Here is a 16804-nt window from a genome sequence, read left to right on the forward strand (position 1 = left end):
TTGCCGCAACCCGATCCCGTCAAAGGATCGAGCCCAGAAACTCCTTGGTGCGGTCTTCCTTCGGCGCGCTGAAGATATCTTCCGGCTTGCCTTGCTCGCAGATACGGCCCTTGTCGAAGAAGCAGACACGGTCGGAGACTTCGCGGGCAAAGCGCATTTCGTGGGTGACAAGCAGCATGGTCAGATCGTGCTCATGAGCAAGGTCACGGATGACGCCGAGCACCTCGCCGACTAGCTGCGGATCGAGCGCCGATGTCGGCTCGTCGAACAGCAGCACGCGCGGACGCATGGCAAGCGCACGGGCGATCGCCACGCGCTGCTGCTGGCCGCCGGAAAGCTGGCTCGGATAATAATCCTTCTTCTCCGAAAGTCCGACCATGCGCAAGAGGTCGACCCCGCGGCACTCGGCCTCCGCCCGGCCAAGCCCGAGCACGCGTGTCGGCGCCTCGACGACGTTGCGCAGCACGGTCATGTGCGGAAACAGGTTGAAGCTCTGGAAGACCATGCCGACATGCGTACGGATCTGGCGCAGATGCGCCTCACTCGCTAGGAATCGGCCACGGCCATTGTCCTGATGATAGGACATGCCGGCCAGATGCAAAGTTCCCTCCTGGAAAGGCTCGAGCGTCATCAGGATGCGCAGGACTGTCGACTTTCCGGAGCCGGAAGGGCCGATCAGCGTCACCTTCTCGCCGGGCGTGACGTCGAAGCAGAAATTGTCGAGGACGGTCAGGTGGCCGTAGCGCTTGGTCACATCTTGAAAGCGGATCAATGGTTGCGTCATTTGAGAGCGATTCCGTTTTTCGGCAACGCCTTTTCGAGCCAATGAATGGCCGCCGAGCAGACGAGCGTGAGGATGAGAAAGATCAGGCCGACAAGGGAAAGCGGCACCAGATACTCGAACGTCCGATCCCCGATGAGATTGGCGAGGTTGAGCATATCAACCACCGTGACGACCGAAAGCACCGGCGTCTCCTTCAGCATGGAGACGAGATAATTGCCCATGGCCGGAACGATGCGAGGAATGGCCTGCGGGATGATGATATCCCAATAGGTACGCCCATGGCCAAGATTGAGCGCCGTCGCCGCCTCCCATTGCCCACGAGGCACCGCATCGAGGCCGCCGCGATAAACCTCCGACGTATAGGCCGAATATTGCAGCCCGAGCGCCAAAGCGCCAGTCAGGAAGGCTGGCAATGTGATGCCATAGATCGGCAGAACGTAATAGAGGAAGAAGAGCTGGACGAGCAACGGCGTGTCGCGCAGGAATTCGATGACAAAGGCCGTCGGCCAGGAGATCGCGACGAAGCGGCTGCGCCTGAGCAAGGCAAAGACGAGGCCGAGGACAAGCGCGATCGCGAAACCGGCGGCCGCCGCCTCCAGCGTGACGATCAGGCCGATGCCGAGGATCGGCAGGATCGACAGTGCAAAGGACAGCGTCGTCGTCGTATCCCAGGTGAAGCCATACATCATGCCGGCGCCCTCCCGGGAAAAGCGACGCCACGGCGAAGAACCGCCTCCAGCCAGCGCATGAAGGCAACCAGAATGAGCGCCATGATGAAATATCCGACAAGCGTCAGTGAATAGATCGTCACGCTGTCGAGCGTGATGTTGCGCAATTGCTGCGCCTGGAAGGTCAGATCGCTGATGGAGATCAGCGAGACCAATGCCGTATCCTTCAGGTTCTGCACGGCAAGGTTGCCGAAGGCCGGCATCATTTCGACCACGGCCTGCGGCAGGACGATATGGAAGAGCGCCTGGCCCTGCCCGAAATTCAGGGCGCGAGCCGCCTCATGCTGGGTGTCGGGAACCGCCTGCAGCGCGCCGCGCACCACCTCTGCGCCATAGGCGCCGATATTGAGCGCCAGACCGGCGATGCCTGTCGTGATGGGATCGAAGGAAATCCCTATCAGCGGCAGCGCGTAATAGAGCCAGAAGAGCTGCACCAGAAGCGATGTGCCGCGAAAGATCTCAATATAGACGATCGCGATTCCGGAGAGCAACCGCCCTCCGGCAAAGCGTGCAAGGCCGGCCGCAAAGGCGAAGATCGCACCAAGAAACATGGAGGCGATTGCGATGAGCGCCGTCACCTCGGCGCCCTTCAGCAATGCGGGCAGATAATGTGTCCAACTCATTCTTAGGTCACCTCCGTTTCAGGATGGGAGGGGCCGAACAACCTGGCGATCGTCCACAGACGCCGCCAGATCGTTCCCGATTATCAATAGGCTCACTTGCCCGCGCACAGGTCTTCGGTGCTCTTCGCGCGTGCGGCCTCGACGCTTTCGGCACTCAGACCATAGGACATCAGGATCTTCTTGTAGTCGTCGGTCTTCTTGAAAGCCTCGAGAGCGGTATTGAAGGCCTTGTAGAGTTCCTTGTCCTCAAGCCGGAAATCGAAGCCGCCATAGCTTCTGACCGACTTTCCGTTGATGACCGGGTCGGTAAACGGCTCGGCGTGCTCGACATTCGTGCTGCCCTGAACGAGTTTGGCGACTGTCAGCTCGGTTGCCGCATAAGCGTCGGCGCGGCCGGTCTGGATCGTGGACAGCGCATCCGCATTCGCCTGGATCATGACGATCTGGGATTCCGGAATGCCGAGACCATGGAAGAAATCGAGCTGATCGGCACCGGACACGATCGCAACTTTCAGCGACGGATCCTTCTTGATGTCTTCATAGGAATGCAGCTTCTTCGGATTGCCCTTCGGCACCAATAGTCCCTCGCCATAGCTGGAGTTCGGCGTGGTGAACTGAACCTGCTTGCAGCGTTCGGGCAGGATGTTCTGCTCGGCGGCAACGAAGTCGAAGCGCTTGGCCTTCAGGCCGGGGATCAGCGAGCCGAAAGGCGTCACGGTCCAGTCGACTTCCTTGACACCCATCGACTTCAGGACGGCAGCGGCGACATCGGGACCAATGCCCTTGGCGGCCCCGCTCTCGTCCATGTAGCTGTAAGGAACCTCGTTCGCGCTGGCGCCGCGGATGTAGCCATCCTTCTTGATCTGCTCGAGGCTGGCGGCATGGGCTGAAACGGCGAGACCAATGGTCAGGCCCATGGCGGCGATGCTGCGGTAAAAATTCGATCTCATGGTTCACTCCTCTGTGGTTGAAATTCGTCATCGGCTGTCCGGTTTTCCGGATCTTTGCCCATAACGGGGTGGTGACCCGCGCCGCGCTGTCACGGCACGGGAATTCAAGGCGCCTCCGTCAAAGTTGCGACGACGGCCAGGCAATCCCCAGTCTTGATGAGCCCGGGGAAATGACGTGCGGCGAGAACACCGTCCAGCGCCGCCCGATAGTCAAAGGGCTCGGATCCGGTGCGGCCGATCGGATGGATGCGGGCGATGATCTCTCCTCGCGCGACCGTGTCGCCAAGATCCTTCAGCGGCTCGAAAAGACCCTCAGCCTCGGCGAAGACGAAGCAATCGGAGGACGGCATATCGAGCCATTGCGTCGCTTCGACCTCCGGCGCACCTGGGACAATTCCGGCGTGCTTCAGGACATTCAGAACGCCGCGCTTGGCAATGGAAGCCGTACGCGCCGATATGGTTCCACCGCCGGAAAGCTCGGTGGTCACAAAGACCTTGCCCATCTCCTCCGCCGCGGTGTCGTACATGCCGACGGCATCGATCTCGATCATCCGCATGGAATAGGGTGCGGAAAACGCGGCAACGCCATCGAAGCAGGCCTTTTCCTGCCCCTTGTCCGGCAGAGCATGCGCTGCGGCATAGGGCAGGAAATCAAGCGTCCGGCCGCCCGAATGAAAATCGAGCACGATATCGGCAAGCGGCAGCAGGTAACGGGTAAAATAGTCGGCGATCTTCTCGGTTACGCTGCCGTCGGGCCGGCCGGGAAAACTCCGATTGAGATTACCCTTGTCGATCGGCGAGGTACGGGTGGCCGCCCGGAAAGCAGGGTAATTCATCGCAGGGACGATGATGATCCGCCCCTTGATCTCCTCCCGCTTCAGCGTGCGGGCGAGATCGAAGAGCGCGACGGGCCCTTCATATTCATCGCCGTGATTGGCCCCGGTTAAAAGCGCGGTCGGCCCTTCGCCGTTCCTGATGACGCAGATCGGGATCATGATCGAACCCCAGGCGGAATCGTCGCGCGACCACGGAAGGCGTAGATGCCCGTGCTGGATGCCGTCGCAATCGAAATCGACTGTCGGCGTGATCGGCGATGGTCGTTTGGAAATGCTCATGCTGTTCATCTCAGATATCACTTCACGACCAGTCGCCGGGGGACGTTGGAGAGGCACTCGACGCCGCTCTCGGTGATGACGATGCTTTCGGTGATTTCCATACCCATGTCCTCCAGCCAGAGACCGGTCATGAAATGAAAGGTCATGCCCGGTAGCAATTCGGTGCGATCGCCGGGGCGCAGGCTCATGGTCCGCTCGCCCCAATCCGGCGGATAGGAAAGGCCGATCGGATAGCCCGTGCGGTTGTCCTTGACGATCCCGTATTTCTTCAAGACCGCGAAGAAGGCGTTGGCAATGTCTTCGCAGACGTTACCTGGCTTGGCGGCGGCCAGGCCGGCCTCCATGCCCTCGAGCGTCGCCTTCTCCGCGTCGAGAAAGGCCTGCGTCGGCGTGCCGAGAAAGACGGTGCGCGACAGCGGGCAATGATAGCGGCGATAGCAGCCGGCGATCTCGAAGAAGGTACCCTCGCCGCTCTTCATCGGCTTGTCGTCCCAGGTCAGATGCGGGGCGGAGGCATCCGCACCCGATGGCAGCAGCGGAACGATTGCGGCATAGTCCCCGCCGAAGCCGTCGACGCCGCGAATGCCGGCATCGTAGATTTCGGCGACAAGATCGGACTTGCGGATACCCGGCTCGACCTTTTCGACGATCCGCTGGTGCATGGCTTCGACGATGCGACCCGCCTTGCGCATATAATCAAGCTCGGTCGGGCTTTTGACGGCGCGCTGCCAGTTCACGAGCCCTCTCGCATCCTTGAAACGGGCATTCGGCAGGTGTTTGACGAGTGAGGCATAGGCCGCGGCGGTGAACCAGTAATTGTCCATCTCGACGGCGATCGAGGCATTGGCCCAGCCGCGCTCCTCGATGATCTTCGAGAGCAGATCCATCGGATGGCGCTCGTTCGACTGCACATAGTGATCGGGATAGCCGATGATATTGTCGTCGGAGAGATAGGCCGTGCGCTTGGCGCCATTGGCATCCTGGCCGCGGCCGTACCAGATCGGCTCGCCGGAGCCTGGCACTAGGACGCATTGATGCACGTAAAAGGACCAGCCGTCATAACCGGTAAGCCAGTGCATGTTGGACGGATCCGTCACGATGACGAGATCGACACCGGCTTTTTCCATGGCGCGGCGGGTCTTTTCGAGCCGCGCGGCATATTCGGCGCGGGTGAAATTGAGGGTCGGTTCGCTCACGCTTGGTCTCCTGATGCTTTGGTCGTTTCGATCGCTTGGCCCACGCCCGCCGAGACGGCACGGCGATGGGCAAGCGTGGCAATGGCGGTATCCTGGACGCCGGTCCCGGTGAGATCGCAAAGCGTGATCGCCGCGCGCGACCGGCGGCCGGCAATCTGACCCGAGACGATGGCCCCGAGTTCGGGAAAATCGTCGGTCTCGCTCACAAGCCCTGTGGCGATCGCATGATGAAGCTCGCCCAGCCGCCGCGTCTGCTTCAGGCTGTCGGCGACGTAAGGCGCGGCCTTCGGAATAGTGGCCGGATCGATCTCGTTCTTGTGCTCGGCGTCGGAACCCATTGCGGTGATATGCTGGCCCGGCTGCAGCCAGCCGGCATCGAGGATCGGCCTGTCCGAAGGCGTCGTCGTCACGATGATATCGGCGCCCCGGCAGGCCTGTTCGGCATCGGCTTCAGCCGTTACCGGAAGGCCGAATTCGGCCGTCAATTCCGAAGCGAGCCTTTCGGCCTTTGCCAGATCCCGCGCCCAGATCCGGGCCGCCTCGATCGGCCGGACAAGCGTGAGCGCGCGCAATTGCAGGCGGGCTTGCATGCCAGCTCCCAAAATTGCAGCGATCCGGGCATCCGTCCGGGAAAGATGCCGCGCGGCGACGGCACCTGCCGCGGCGGTGCGCACATCCGTCAGATAGCCATTGTCGAGCAGGAGCGCCTCGACCAGACCGGTGCTGGCAGACAGGAGCACCATCAATCCGTTTGTGCTGGGCAGTCCAAGCGAGGGATTGTTGAAAAAGCCGGGGCTCACCTTGATCGCGAAACTGTCGAGATCGGGAACATAGGCCGTCTTCACGTCGACCTCGCCACGATGGGCGGGAATATCGAGCCGCATGATCGGCGGCATTTCCACGGCCTTTGTCGCCAGTGCCGCAAAAGCCTGCTCAACGCAATTGACGGCATCGCTATCGAGCTGAACGATCATGCGAAGATCTGTTTCCGTCAGGATCAGCACACGGGTCATGGCGCCACTCCCCTATCGCCACCACTGACGATTGCCCGATGAGTCGCCGGATCGATATTGCCTCCGGACACGATAACAACCGTCGGACCATCGGGCTTGATCTTGCCGGCGAGCAGTGCCGCCATCCCGACAGCGCCGGCCCCTTCTACGGTCAATCCCTCAATCAAGGCCGCATGGCGAATGCCGGCGGCGATCTCCTCTTCACTGAGGAGGATCACATCATCGAGAAGCGAACGGCACATCGGAAAAGTCAGCCGATTGTCGAGCCCGATGCCGCCGCCCAGCGAATCCGCCAGGGTCTCGACCTCCTGCACATCGATCGGCCGTCCCGCCGCAAGGCTCGCCGCCATAGCAGCCCCCTGTTCCATCGACACGCCGACGACCTTGGCGCTCGCCAGGCGACCCTTGATCGCGGCTGCGACACCCGAGGCCAGCCCGCCTCCCGACAATGGTATGAGAACAAGCCTCGTCTCAGGCAGATCGTCGGCGACCTCGAGTCCCACCGTACCTTGGCCAGCAATGACGGCGGCATCGTCGAAGGGCGGCACGAAACACATTCCCTCTTCGCGGTTCAGACGCTCGACCTCTTGCATGGCATCATCCTGTGAATACCCGACAATGCGCACATCCGCTCCAAGGCTTCGGATAGCCTCGACTTTATTGGCAGGAACAAGTGCGGAAAGGCATACGGTCGCGCGCGCACCCATAGATTTAGCGGCATGGGCTACGGCCCGCCCGTGATTGCCGGTGGATGCCGTCACCAGACCGCGGGCACGAGCCTCCTCGGTCAGGCCAAGAAGCGCGTTGGTCGCACCGCGTAGCTTGAAACTGCCCGTTTGCTGATGATTTTCGAGCTTCAGATGGACCGGAACGTTCAGTCGTTGAGAGAGAGCTTGCGAGAGCCTCAACGGCGTGCGCAACACATATGGCGCAATGCGCCGCCGCGCCGCCTCTACGTCCGGCACGGCCACCATCATCACCATGACGCGCACCAGTGCCTTGCCGATGCCCCAGCCGGCGCCATCATGATTTCCATCCCCTTCTTGCGCTTGATGTTCATGACATCAGCGTGAAAGAGACAATTGATCATGTCAATCTGTATATTGTTTCATTACAATTATAGATATCCCTACCGCTATCAAGCACGCGCCGAACCCGGAAACTGTCAGGAAGGCGCTTGATTATGGAATGTCGGCTCCTGGCTCGCGAATTTCATTCGTGAGAGAGACCTCGCAACATCAGGCTTCCTCTTCAGTCCTTATCGCCTGGCCACTGACACCAGAGAGCCCGAAGCCGCGAAGATATTAGGATCTCCGTCCGGTTCGAGCGGCAGGATCACAACTTCGGCGTCAACATCTCGAACCGGTCCCGGATCGTGCAGCAGGTATCGCCACCGAGCCGGGCGATCGCGTCGATGCCGGCCGGATCCACATGAAGGTTATCATCGACAACGCCATCCTGATAATGCGCAAACAGGATTTCGCCCATGATGATCTGACGCGACTTTCCGAGTTCAAGCGTGATGTGGCGGCGGCATTCGAAAGCCGCCGGGGCTTCCTTGATGTAGGGAGCGGCGATCTTCGTTCCCGGCATGGCCGTCAGCCCCGCTTCCTTCAGTTCGTCGACCCCGCGCGGATATTTCGCAGCACATTGATGCATCGCCTCGGCGATGGCGAAGGACACGATATTGACCGTGAAGACTTCGGTCATGCGGATATTGTGGCTGGTGTCCTTAAACGACATGTCGGGATTGGTCTCGACGCCAAGAGCAAGAATTGGCGGATCGGCAGACAGGCAGTTGAAGAAGCTGAACGGTGCGGCATTGATGCGGTCATCCTCATCGACCGTCGTGACAAGGGCGACCGGCCGCGGGATGATCGTCCCGATCATCAGCTTGTAGCGCTCGCGCGCCGTCAGCGCGGTGAAATCGAAGCCGGTTCGTTCGTTTCCGATGGCTTCATCAACTGTCATCGTCATTGGAAAATTCCTTTAATACTCAGTCCCTTGACGCCAGATGACAGGCAATCGTGCCCCCGCCCTGACGCGGGCGTACATCAGGGGCAATCGATTGACATATCTCGGTCGCTATCGGACAGCGGGGATGAAAGGCACATCCTGTCGGGGGCTCAAGGGGGCTTGGTGGCTCACCGCCCATCATCTGACGGTTGCGGTTGGGCGACACCACGTCCGGGATCGTCTGGAGCAGCAATTGCGTATAGGGATGTTGCGGATTGGCAAAGAGCGCCTCCGTGTCCGCCGCCTCGACGATGCGGCCGAGATACATGACGGCGATCCGGTCAGCCATGTGACGGACGACGGCAAGGTTGTGGCTTATGAAGAGATAGGTGAGACCGAGCTCGTCCTGCAGTTTGCGCATGAGATTGAGGATCTGCGCCTGAACAGAGACGTCGAGCGCCGATGTCGGTTCGTCGCAAACGAGAAATTCCGGCTCGCTTGCCAACGCTCGGGCGATCGATATGCGCTGCCGCTGGCCGCCGGAAAACTCGTGCGGAAAGCGCTTGGCATCATCCGGCGAAAGACCGACGGTGTGCAGCAGTTCCGCAACACGCCCATCGATGGCGTCACTTCCTTCACGCAGGCCAAATTCGCGGATCGGCTCGGCAATGATGTCGCCGACACGCCAGCGTGGATTGAGGCTGGCATGCGGATCCTGAAAGATCATCTGCGCCTCCATCGGGCGGCCATCTGATGACGGTCCGAACACGATGGCGCCTTCGCTGGGGCGATAGAGCCCGGTCACAAGTCGCGCCACAGTGGACTTGCCGCAGCCGGATTCGCCTACAAGCGCCAGGCATTTGCCCCTCTCGACGACGAAAGTGACATCCTGCACAGCGCGTAGATAGCGCTTTGGCTTGCGATCGATCATCCGGTTGAGCCATGGAGCCGAAACGTCGAAGACACGGCTCAGCTGATCGACTTCCAGTGCATTTCTAGCGCTTCTCACTGCACACCTCCATCGTGGACCAGACAGGCAACACTGCCCTCGTCCGCGGCATACCCTTTGGCCACCATCGCCGGGCGCACCTGCCGGCAGCGCGGCCCGGCATCGGGACAGCGGGGATTGAAGGCACAGCCTGACGGGATCGCATTGAGACGCGGCATGGCGCCATCGATCTGGGCAAGCCTTTCCACCCGTGCACCAAGCGCCGGGATGGAGCCCATCAGGCCGCGCGTGTAGGGATGTTTCGGCCGGCTCAGCACCTCATCCACCGGCCCGATCTCAATGACGCGACCGGCATACATGACCGCGACACGATCGGCCGTTTCGGCGATCACCCCCATATCGTGGGTGACGAGCATGACGCCGGTACCGTGCTCGCGGCAAAGTTTTCGCAATAGTGCAGTGATCTGCGCCTGGATCGATACATCGAGCGCCGTGGTCGGTTCATCGGCGATGATCAGTTGCGGGTTGCCCGCCAGCGCCAGCGCGATGACAACCCGCTGGCGCATGCCGCCGGAAAACTGGTGTGGGTAATGATCGATCCGCTCGTCGGCGCCGGGAATGCCGACCTGTTTCAGAAGGTCGATCGCATAAGCTCTCGCCTCCGCGCGGCTGCGATCCGAATGCAGGCGGATCGTCTCGATCAATTGCTGGCCGATGGAGAAGAGTGGGTTGAGCGAGGTCAAAGGGTCCTGAAAGATGGCACCGACCATACGGCCACGGATCCGCGCCATTTCGGCTTCGCCAAGATTGTCGGTGCGCTTGCCGCCGATGCGGATCTCACCGGTTGAAATCCGGCCCGGCGGTTCGAGAAGTCCCAGAACGGACATGCCGGTCATCGACTTGCCGGCACCGCTTTCGCCGACGACACCGAGAATTTCGCCGCGCCGGATGGTGAGGGACACGTCGGACAGCGCGGTCAGAACGCCCTTACGCTTCGGAAACTCCACCGAGAGGCCCCTGACGTCGAGCGCCGGTACACCCGATATGGAGGGATGGATTACGGCGGTCATGACAGGACCTCGCTGACGACTGGGTACAAGGGATAGCTTGACGGGAAAATCTCGCTCACCGGCGGGTGGCCGAATGTGCGCTCGGGGTAGCGGGCGACAAGGCCGTCGAACTGCGCCTGAGCCCTGCCACGGTCGGCAACGAGATCGATACCGGCTACCGCCCCATCGCGCATCGACAGGCGCCCGTCGACGATCGTGGCGCGGGTGACGCGACCGGTCGCACCATAGACGAGCGTCTGGATGGGATCGATACGGGGCGCGATCATATGGTCCGCCATGTCGAATATGGCGATATCCGCCTTGGAGCCGGGGAAGAGACGACCAAGATCCGGTCGTTTCAGCGCATCGGCGCCGGCGATGGTCGCCGCATCGTAGAAATCGGCGGCTGAGCCAGCATCAGCGCGGCCTTCTGCGATCCGGTTGACGATCAGGCCGGTCGCCATGTTCAAGACCATATCCGGCGGCGCCGTGTCGGTTCCCATGCCTATGCGAATGCCCATGGCCTTGAGCCGCGAGAAGGACTTGAGCATCGACCCATGCCGGCCGGAAACCAGTGGGCAATGGGCGATGGTGACGTTGTTTGCGGCATAGCGGTCAAGATCCGCGTCGGTCGCGACCGTGGCATGCGGCGCAATCAGCCGCGAAGACAAGAGCCCGAGACCATCCAGCCATTCCGGCGCCGTCATACCATGCAATCGGCGGACGGTCTGCAATTCCATATCGCCCTGGGCCATGTGCAGGCGCACCGGCAGGTCCATGTCCTGTGCATGCGCGAACGTTTTGCGCAACAGTGCCTCTGTGCAGGTCTCGACACGATCAGGCGCGAGTAGGCCGGAAATCAGGCCGCCGGCCGTTCCGTGAACGCGGCGGGCGAAAGATGCGGCTTCGACGAGCTCCGCAAGCCCCCGCTCTTCGTCGAAGATAGGTTGCATCACGCCCGCCTCATCGAGAATAACGCCGCCGCTGCGAAAGGCCGGCCCGAGCCACACGCGCAGGCCAAGATCTTCGGCCGCTTCGGCTCCCGCTTCAAACTCCGCGACCGTTTCGCCCCAGGCCCGATAGAAGAGCGAGGCGATCGGCAGCGCCGAGGTAATGCCATTCAGAAGCAGTTGCGCGAAGGCGTATCGCTTCTGGAAAGCCAACTCTTCGGGTGCGTACATTTCGTAGGCCCGCGCCGCATAGTCTGTCGGCCAGACACGACCTTTCTGCCACCCAGGTTGGTTATCCATGCCGAGCACGGTCGTATCGAGATCGGACAAGGCGTCGAGATCGACAAAGCCCGGCCCGATCAGGGCCTCGCCCATGTCGTAACGGGCAGAAACTTCGCCTTCGAAGTTCTGCCCGACCCAGACGACGCGATCGCACTCTATGACGACCTCGCCGTTCTCGATCAGCCGCCGCCCTTGCGGCATGTCGGCGATGACGAAGCGCGCACGAAGTGCCCAGCGGCCGTCAGGCCGCTTGCCAAGGGGAAGATCAGACCAACGGGGTGCATATGTCATGGCCGTTCCCGCAGGCTCTTGCCGTCTCGGGCAACGATATTTCCGGCAGTGACCACAAGCTTGCGGGGCGCATGGGTGACGATCGCTTCGCCGAGGGTTTCGCCCTCGACGAGAACGATGTCACCCCGCCCGCCAACCTCCAGAGCATGCCGGGTACGGTCCATCGCAACCGCACCGCCGGTCGTGCAGACATCAAGAGCAAGTGCCAGTTCGTCATCGCGTCGCAGGTTGTTCTTCATGCCAAGCAGCATGGCACGTTCCAGCATGTCGCCGTTACCATACGGCCCCCAGGTGTCACGGAAGCCATCGACGCCGGCGCCGAAGCGTACGCCTGCGGCGCGCAGGCGCTTGAGGGACGGTACTTCGCGCGAAGGCGGCGCGGTCGTCAGGATCGGCACATCGAGCTCGGTGCAGGTATCGATCAGGCCCTGCGTCATGTTCCAGTCCGGCGCGCCGAGGCAAAACGCATGGCTGACGGCGACCTTGCCCTGCATGCCGTGAGCGCGAATGCGCTCGAACGTCATATCCATCGAAAAGGCGCCGAGCTCACCGCCTTCGTGAAGGTGAATATCGATACCTTTACCGTGCTTTTCCGCGATGGCGAAAATCGTGTCGAGATGCCCCTTCGGATCGCGATCCATGCCGCAGGGATCAAGCCCTCCGACGAGATCGGCGCCCATGGCCATGCTCCTGTCGATAAGTTCGGCGGTTCCCGGCCGGCGTATCAGGCCGGATTGCGGGAAGGCGACGATCTCGATCTCCACCACGCGGGTGAGCTGCCTGCGGGTTTCCATCACGCCCTCGAGCGCGATCAGGCCCTGATCGGTATCGATATCCACATGGGTGCGGATCAGCGTCGTGCCATAACCGACCGATTGCAGCGACTGGCGCATCGACTGAACATGGGCATCGAGCCCGTAGTCGCGCTTGACCTTGCGCTCGTTATCGATCTTGTCGATCAGCCGCGGGCCGACCTCGTTCTTGTACCAGGGGTAGCCGAGCAGCGACTTGTCGAGGTGGGTATGGGCATCGACCAAACCGGGGATGGCAATGCGGCCGCCGGCATCTTCCACCGGCACGCCTTCCGCTGCCAGTGACGATCCAATGGCGGCGATCCGGCCGTTCTCGATACGGATATCGGCAAGCTCGCCGCCGATCGGCCTGGCGTTTTTGATCAGAAGATCGCTCATGGAAATACCTCAGCGCAGTTTGGGATTGAGGGCGTCACGAAGCCAATCGCCGAGCACGTTGATCGACACGACGAGAAGACAGAGTTGCAGACCCGGAAAGAGCACGATCCACCACTGACCGGAAAATAGATACTGGTTGCCGATCCGGATCAGCGTACCGAGCGACGGTTGCTCGGGCGGCATGCCGACGCCGAGGAACGACAGCGTCGCCTCGATCAGGATGCCGAGGCCGAAATTGAGCGTCGCGGTAACGAGCAGCGGCGTGGTGGTGTTGGGAAGGATATGTTTAACGAGAACGCGCCAGGTCGGCACACGGATCAGCCGCGCAGCCTGCACATACTCCTTGTTGCGCTCGACCATCGTGAGCGCCCGCACGGTCCGGGCATATTGCACCCAGGCGGAAAGCGAGATGGCAAAGACGATGACGCCGGATGAACCGATCTCGCGTAACGAGGACGGCAAGGCCTGTCGCGCCAGCGCCGAAACGAGAATGGCGATCAGCATGGTCGGCATCGATAGGAGCACGTCACCAGCCCGCATCAAAAGGCTATCCGCCCACTTGCCGTAATAGCCGGCAATCAGACCGACGATTGCGCCGACCAGGAGCGAAACAGCCACTGAGGCCGCACCGATGATGATCGAGGCACGCGAGCCGTAAAGCACCGCCGACAGCAGGTCGCGCCCTTGCGTATCCGTTCCGAGCAGGAAGGGCCACTGGCCGCCGTCCATCCAGATCGGCGGGATTTCCGCGTTCAGAAGATCGAGCGAGGCAAGATCATAAGGATTCTGAACCGTGATCCATGGTGCAAGGAAGGCCGAGGCGACAAGCAGAAGAAGCAATGCCGCAGCGATCACCGCCGATGGATGATGCCAGAAGCTCCACCACAGATCGCTGTCGCGAAGGCGCGCGATCCATGACGGCGTAGCGCGGGCGGGCTTTTTCGCGGTCTGTTCGACAATGGTCATGATGAGCTCCCGTCAGGCGGCACGCAGCCGCGTATCGATCACCGCATAGGCAATATCGACGAGCGTGTTCAGCGTCACGAAAATGAAGGATACAATGCAGAGATAGGCCGCCATGACGGGGATATCGACAAAGGTAACGGCCTGCATGAAGAGCATGCCCATGCCTGGCCACTGGAAGACGGTTTCCGTCACCAGCGCGAAGGCGATCAGGTTGCCGACCTGCATGGCCGTCAGCGTGACGACCGGCATCAGGCAATTCTTCAACGCATGGCGGAACCACAGGGCACGGTGCTTGACGCCGCGGGCGCGGGCAAACTTGATGAAATCCGCCCGCAAGATCTCCAGCATCTCGGCGCGGACGAGGCGCATGACGAGCGTGATCTGAAAGAGTGACAGTGACAGAGCGGGCAGCACGAGCGCCGCCCTTCCGGATGCGGTCAAAAGTCCTGTCGACCACAAGCCGAGCTGGACCACCTCGCCGCGACCATAGCCCGGCAGCCACCCGAGGCTGACAGAGAAGACGAGGATAAGAATGATGCCCACGAAAAAGCTCGGCAGCGACACGCCGACGATGGAGGAGAACTGCAGGCTTTCGGCCCACCACCGCCCTCGCCCGATCGCCGTGAACACACCGAGCGGGATGCCGACCAGGAGCGATAGGAGCGTGGCAATGATCACCAGTTCGAATGTCGCCGGAAAGCGTTCGGCAATCAGCGTGGTGACGGATTGCTGGTTGCGCCAGGACAGGCCGAACTCACCATGTGCCGCATTGCCGACGAAGCGCACATATTGCGCGAAGAAGCCATCGTTGAGGCCCAGCCGGGCGCGAAGCTCATCGCGTTCCACCTGCGTGGCACTCTCGTTGACCATCAACTCCACCGGATCACCGAGGAACCGAAAGATCAGGAAGGCGAAGAACGCGACCGTCAGCATGACGAGAATGGCATTGCCGACGCGCTTGACGAGGAAGGCGAGCATGAGACGTTCCTGAATGTGACCTTGGCCGGGTGGTTTTCAGGCTTTGCAGCCTGCCCGTTGAATTTGCCGGGGCCGGCCGAACAGCCGGCATCGCCCCGAAGTATCCCCTCACCGCGCTTCAACCACAGCGAGGGGAGCGGGATTACATCTTCACCAGCCACAGGCGGGGCAGGTTGTCTGAGAAGAGCGGAAAATCCTTGATCTTGGAATTCGTGGCCCAGGCCAACGGCTGCTGGTGGAGCGGGATCATCAGCACATGTTCCTTGGCAATCTTCAGCGACTGCCCTTCCATGGCCAGACGCTTCGTCTGATCGAGCTCGACGGCGGAGGCTTCCGTCACCTTGTCGAATTCCTTGTCCGACCAGCCGCCCCAGTTGAAGATGCCGAACGAGCCTTCCTTGGTGTGCAGCACCTGCGAGGTGAGGCTATAGGTGTCGAGCATCGGCAGCGTCGCCCAGCCGAGCGTATAGACGTCGACCTTGCCCGAGGAGCGTTTCGGCGTCTGGACGGCGCGGGTGCCCTGATCGAGCTGCGGCTTTAGGCCAACGCGCGACCACATGGAGGCGACGGCCTGGCAGACCTGTTCCTCGTTGACGAGACTGTCGGCACAGTTGAAGTTGAAGGCGAAGCCTTCAGCGCCGGCGGCTTTCAGCAGCTCCTTGGCTTTTTCCGGATCGGCCTTCATCGGCGTGTCGATCGCTGCATCGTAACCGGGGATCTGCGGCGCAACGAGGGCACCGGCATTGCGCGACTTGCCGCGCATGACCTTCTTGTTGATGAGGTCGAGATCAATCGCGAGCTGCATGGCCTGACGGACGCGGATATCCTTCATCAGGTTCGGCTTGCCGTCGATCAGCTGATCGCGCTGACTGAAGCCGATCATCACCGTGCGAAGATCGGTGCCTTCCAGCACCCTCACCTGCTGCGATGCTTGAAGGCGTGGAATATCCTGTACCGGAGCCTGATCGGTAAAGTCGATATCACCGGCCAGAAGTGCCGCCACACGCGTCGAATTGGATGCGATCGGGGTGAATTCGATCCGGTCGATATTGTGCTGCGGCTTATCCCACCAGCCGTCGAACTTGGTGAACACCGTCTTTGCGTCAGGCTGGCGGCTTTCGATCTTGAACGGACCGGTGCCGTTCTCGTGGTAGGTCGCATAGCCCTCGGTACCCGAGCCCACATCGGTCGGTGCTTCAGCACTGTTGTCCTTCAGCCAGACGGCATCGAAGATGTAGATGGTGGTCAGGTCGTTGAGGAGAAGTGGATAGTTAGCCGATACATCGATCTCGATCGTATGGGCATCGATGACGCGTGAGCCCTTATACGCGGGAATATTGCCGCGCAGCGGCGATTTCGGATCGCTTGCGCGCTTCAGCGACGCCTGCACATCCTCCGCGGTGAAATCGGCGCCGTTATGGAATTTCACGTCGTCGCGCAGGTGAAACCGCCACGTGGTCGGCGAAACGATCTCCCAGGACGTGGCCAGAGCCGGTTCGATCTTCAGGTTGCGATCGTAGCGAACCAGTCCTTCATAGACATGGTTGAGCACGCCAAGCGCAAAACTGTCACCATAGGAATAAGGATCGAGCGAGCTGATATCGCGCGAGGCGCCCCATTTCAGCGTCCCGGCCATCGCCGGCATCGAGAGCGCCAAAAGCGCAACACCGGTTGCCATAATTCGTGTAAATCGCATTGCAAATTCCCCTCGGATTGCATGCAATGCCCGCTCGTTCTTGAGCGATAAATCAATGCATGTCGTTGAAATCCCATTCCGCCAGGCT

At 61.2% G+C, this 16804-nt stretch carries 16 protein-coding genes; all 16 read right to left on the minus strand.

All coding sequences use genetic code 11. The features are described from left to right. Positions 1-19: 19 nt before the first annotated feature. A complete protein-coding gene (ehuA, locus tag RTCIAT899_RS30085) occupies positions 20-784 on the minus strand; it encodes an ectoine/hydroxyectoine ABC transporter ATP-binding protein EhuA (RefSeq protein ID WP_015343618.1) in 765 nt (254 codons plus the stop codon). Continuing rightward, a complete protein-coding gene (ehuD, locus tag RTCIAT899_RS30090) occupies positions 781-1473 on the minus strand; it encodes an ectoine/hydroxyectoine ABC transporter permease subunit EhuD (protein WP_041678263.1) in 693 nt (230 codons plus the stop codon). Before ehuD ends, ehuA begins: the two co-directional genes overlap by 4 nt. Next, positions 1470-2135 (minus strand): ectoine/hydroxyectoine ABC transporter permease subunit EhuC, encoded by a 666-nt coding sequence (ehuC, locus tag RTCIAT899_RS30095; RefSeq protein WP_015343620.1) that lies wholly within the window; start codon positions 2133-2135, stop codon positions 1470-1472. Before ehuC ends, ehuD begins: the two co-directional genes overlap by 4 nt. Positions 2136-2227: 92 nt before the next feature. Then, entirely contained in the window at positions 2228-3085 is an 858-nt protein-coding gene (ehuB, locus tag RTCIAT899_RS30100; RefSeq protein WP_015343621.1) for an ectoine/hydroxyectoine ABC transporter substrate-binding protein EhuB, read from the minus strand. Positions 3086-3189: 104 nt separating this feature from the next. Then, positions 3190-4209: a N(2)-acetyl-L-2,4-diaminobutanoate deacetylase DoeB gene (gene doeB, locus RTCIAT899_RS30105; protein ID WP_015343622.1), complete on the minus strand. Its 1020-nt coding sequence runs from the start codon at positions 4207-4209 to the stop codon at positions 3190-3192. Between the two features lie 8 nt (positions 4210-4217). After that, positions 4218-5396, minus strand: coding sequence for an ectoine hydrolase DoeA (gene doeA, locus RTCIAT899_RS30110; RefSeq protein WP_015343623.1), 1179 nt, complete (start codon positions 5394-5396; stop codon positions 4218-4220). Next, positions 5393-6409: an ectoine utilization protein EutC gene (eutC, locus tag RTCIAT899_RS30115; protein ID WP_015343624.1), complete on the minus strand. Its 1017-nt coding sequence runs from the start codon at positions 6407-6409 to the stop codon at positions 5393-5395. The genes doeA and eutC overlap by 4 nt, the downstream gene beginning before the upstream one ends. After that, complete coding sequence (gene eutB / locus RTCIAT899_RS30120; RefSeq protein WP_015343625.1) at positions 6406-7392, minus strand: hydroxyectoine utilization dehydratase EutB; 987 nt, start codon at positions 7390-7392, stop codon at positions 6406-6408. The genes eutC and eutB overlap by 4 nt, the downstream gene beginning before the upstream one ends. A 352-nt stretch (positions 7393-7744) precedes the next feature. Next, positions 7745-8386: a flavin reductase family protein gene (locus RTCIAT899_RS30125; protein ID WP_015343626.1), complete on the minus strand. Its 642-nt coding sequence runs from the start codon at positions 8384-8386 to the stop codon at positions 7745-7747. A gap of 19 nt (positions 8387-8405) precedes the next feature. Then, entirely contained in the window at positions 8406-9374 is a 969-nt protein-coding gene (locus tag RTCIAT899_RS30130) for an ABC transporter ATP-binding protein (protein ID WP_015343627.1), read from the minus strand. Beyond that, positions 9371-10384 carry an ABC transporter ATP-binding protein gene (locus tag RTCIAT899_RS30135; RefSeq protein ID WP_015343628.1) on the minus strand — a complete coding sequence of 338 codons (1014 nt, stop codon included), beginning with the start codon at positions 10382-10384 and terminating at the stop codon, positions 9371-9373. Before RTCIAT899_RS30135 ends, RTCIAT899_RS30130 begins: the two co-directional genes overlap by 4 nt. Continuing rightward, positions 10381-11886: an amidohydrolase family protein gene (locus RTCIAT899_RS30140; RefSeq protein ID WP_015343629.1), complete on the minus strand. Its 1506-nt coding sequence runs from the start codon at positions 11884-11886 to the stop codon at positions 10381-10383. Before RTCIAT899_RS30140 ends, RTCIAT899_RS30135 begins: the two co-directional genes overlap by 4 nt. Then, a complete protein-coding gene (locus tag RTCIAT899_RS30145; protein ID WP_015343630.1) occupies positions 11883-13076 on the minus strand; it encodes an amidohydrolase family protein in 1194 nt (397 codons plus the stop codon). Before RTCIAT899_RS30145 ends, RTCIAT899_RS30140 begins: the two co-directional genes overlap by 4 nt. A 9-nt stretch (positions 13077-13085) precedes the next feature. After that, positions 13086-14042, minus strand: coding sequence for an ABC transporter permease (locus RTCIAT899_RS30150; protein WP_015343631.1), 957 nt, complete (start codon positions 14040-14042; stop codon positions 13086-13088). A gap of 12 nt (positions 14043-14054) precedes the next feature. Further along, complete coding sequence (locus RTCIAT899_RS30155; protein WP_015343632.1) at positions 14055-15020, minus strand: ABC transporter permease; 966 nt, start codon at positions 15018-15020, stop codon at positions 14055-14057. A 142-nt stretch (positions 15021-15162) separates the two neighbouring features. Beyond that, positions 15163-16716: an ABC transporter substrate-binding protein gene (locus RTCIAT899_RS30160; RefSeq protein WP_015343633.1), complete on the minus strand. Its 1554-nt coding sequence runs from the start codon at positions 16714-16716 to the stop codon at positions 15163-15165. Positions 16717-16804 lie beyond the last annotated feature (88 nt).

It is taken from the genome of Rhizobium tropici CIAT 899, from assembly GCF_000330885.1.
GTDB lineage: Bacteria > Pseudomonadota > Alphaproteobacteria > Rhizobiales > Rhizobiaceae > Rhizobium > Rhizobium tropici.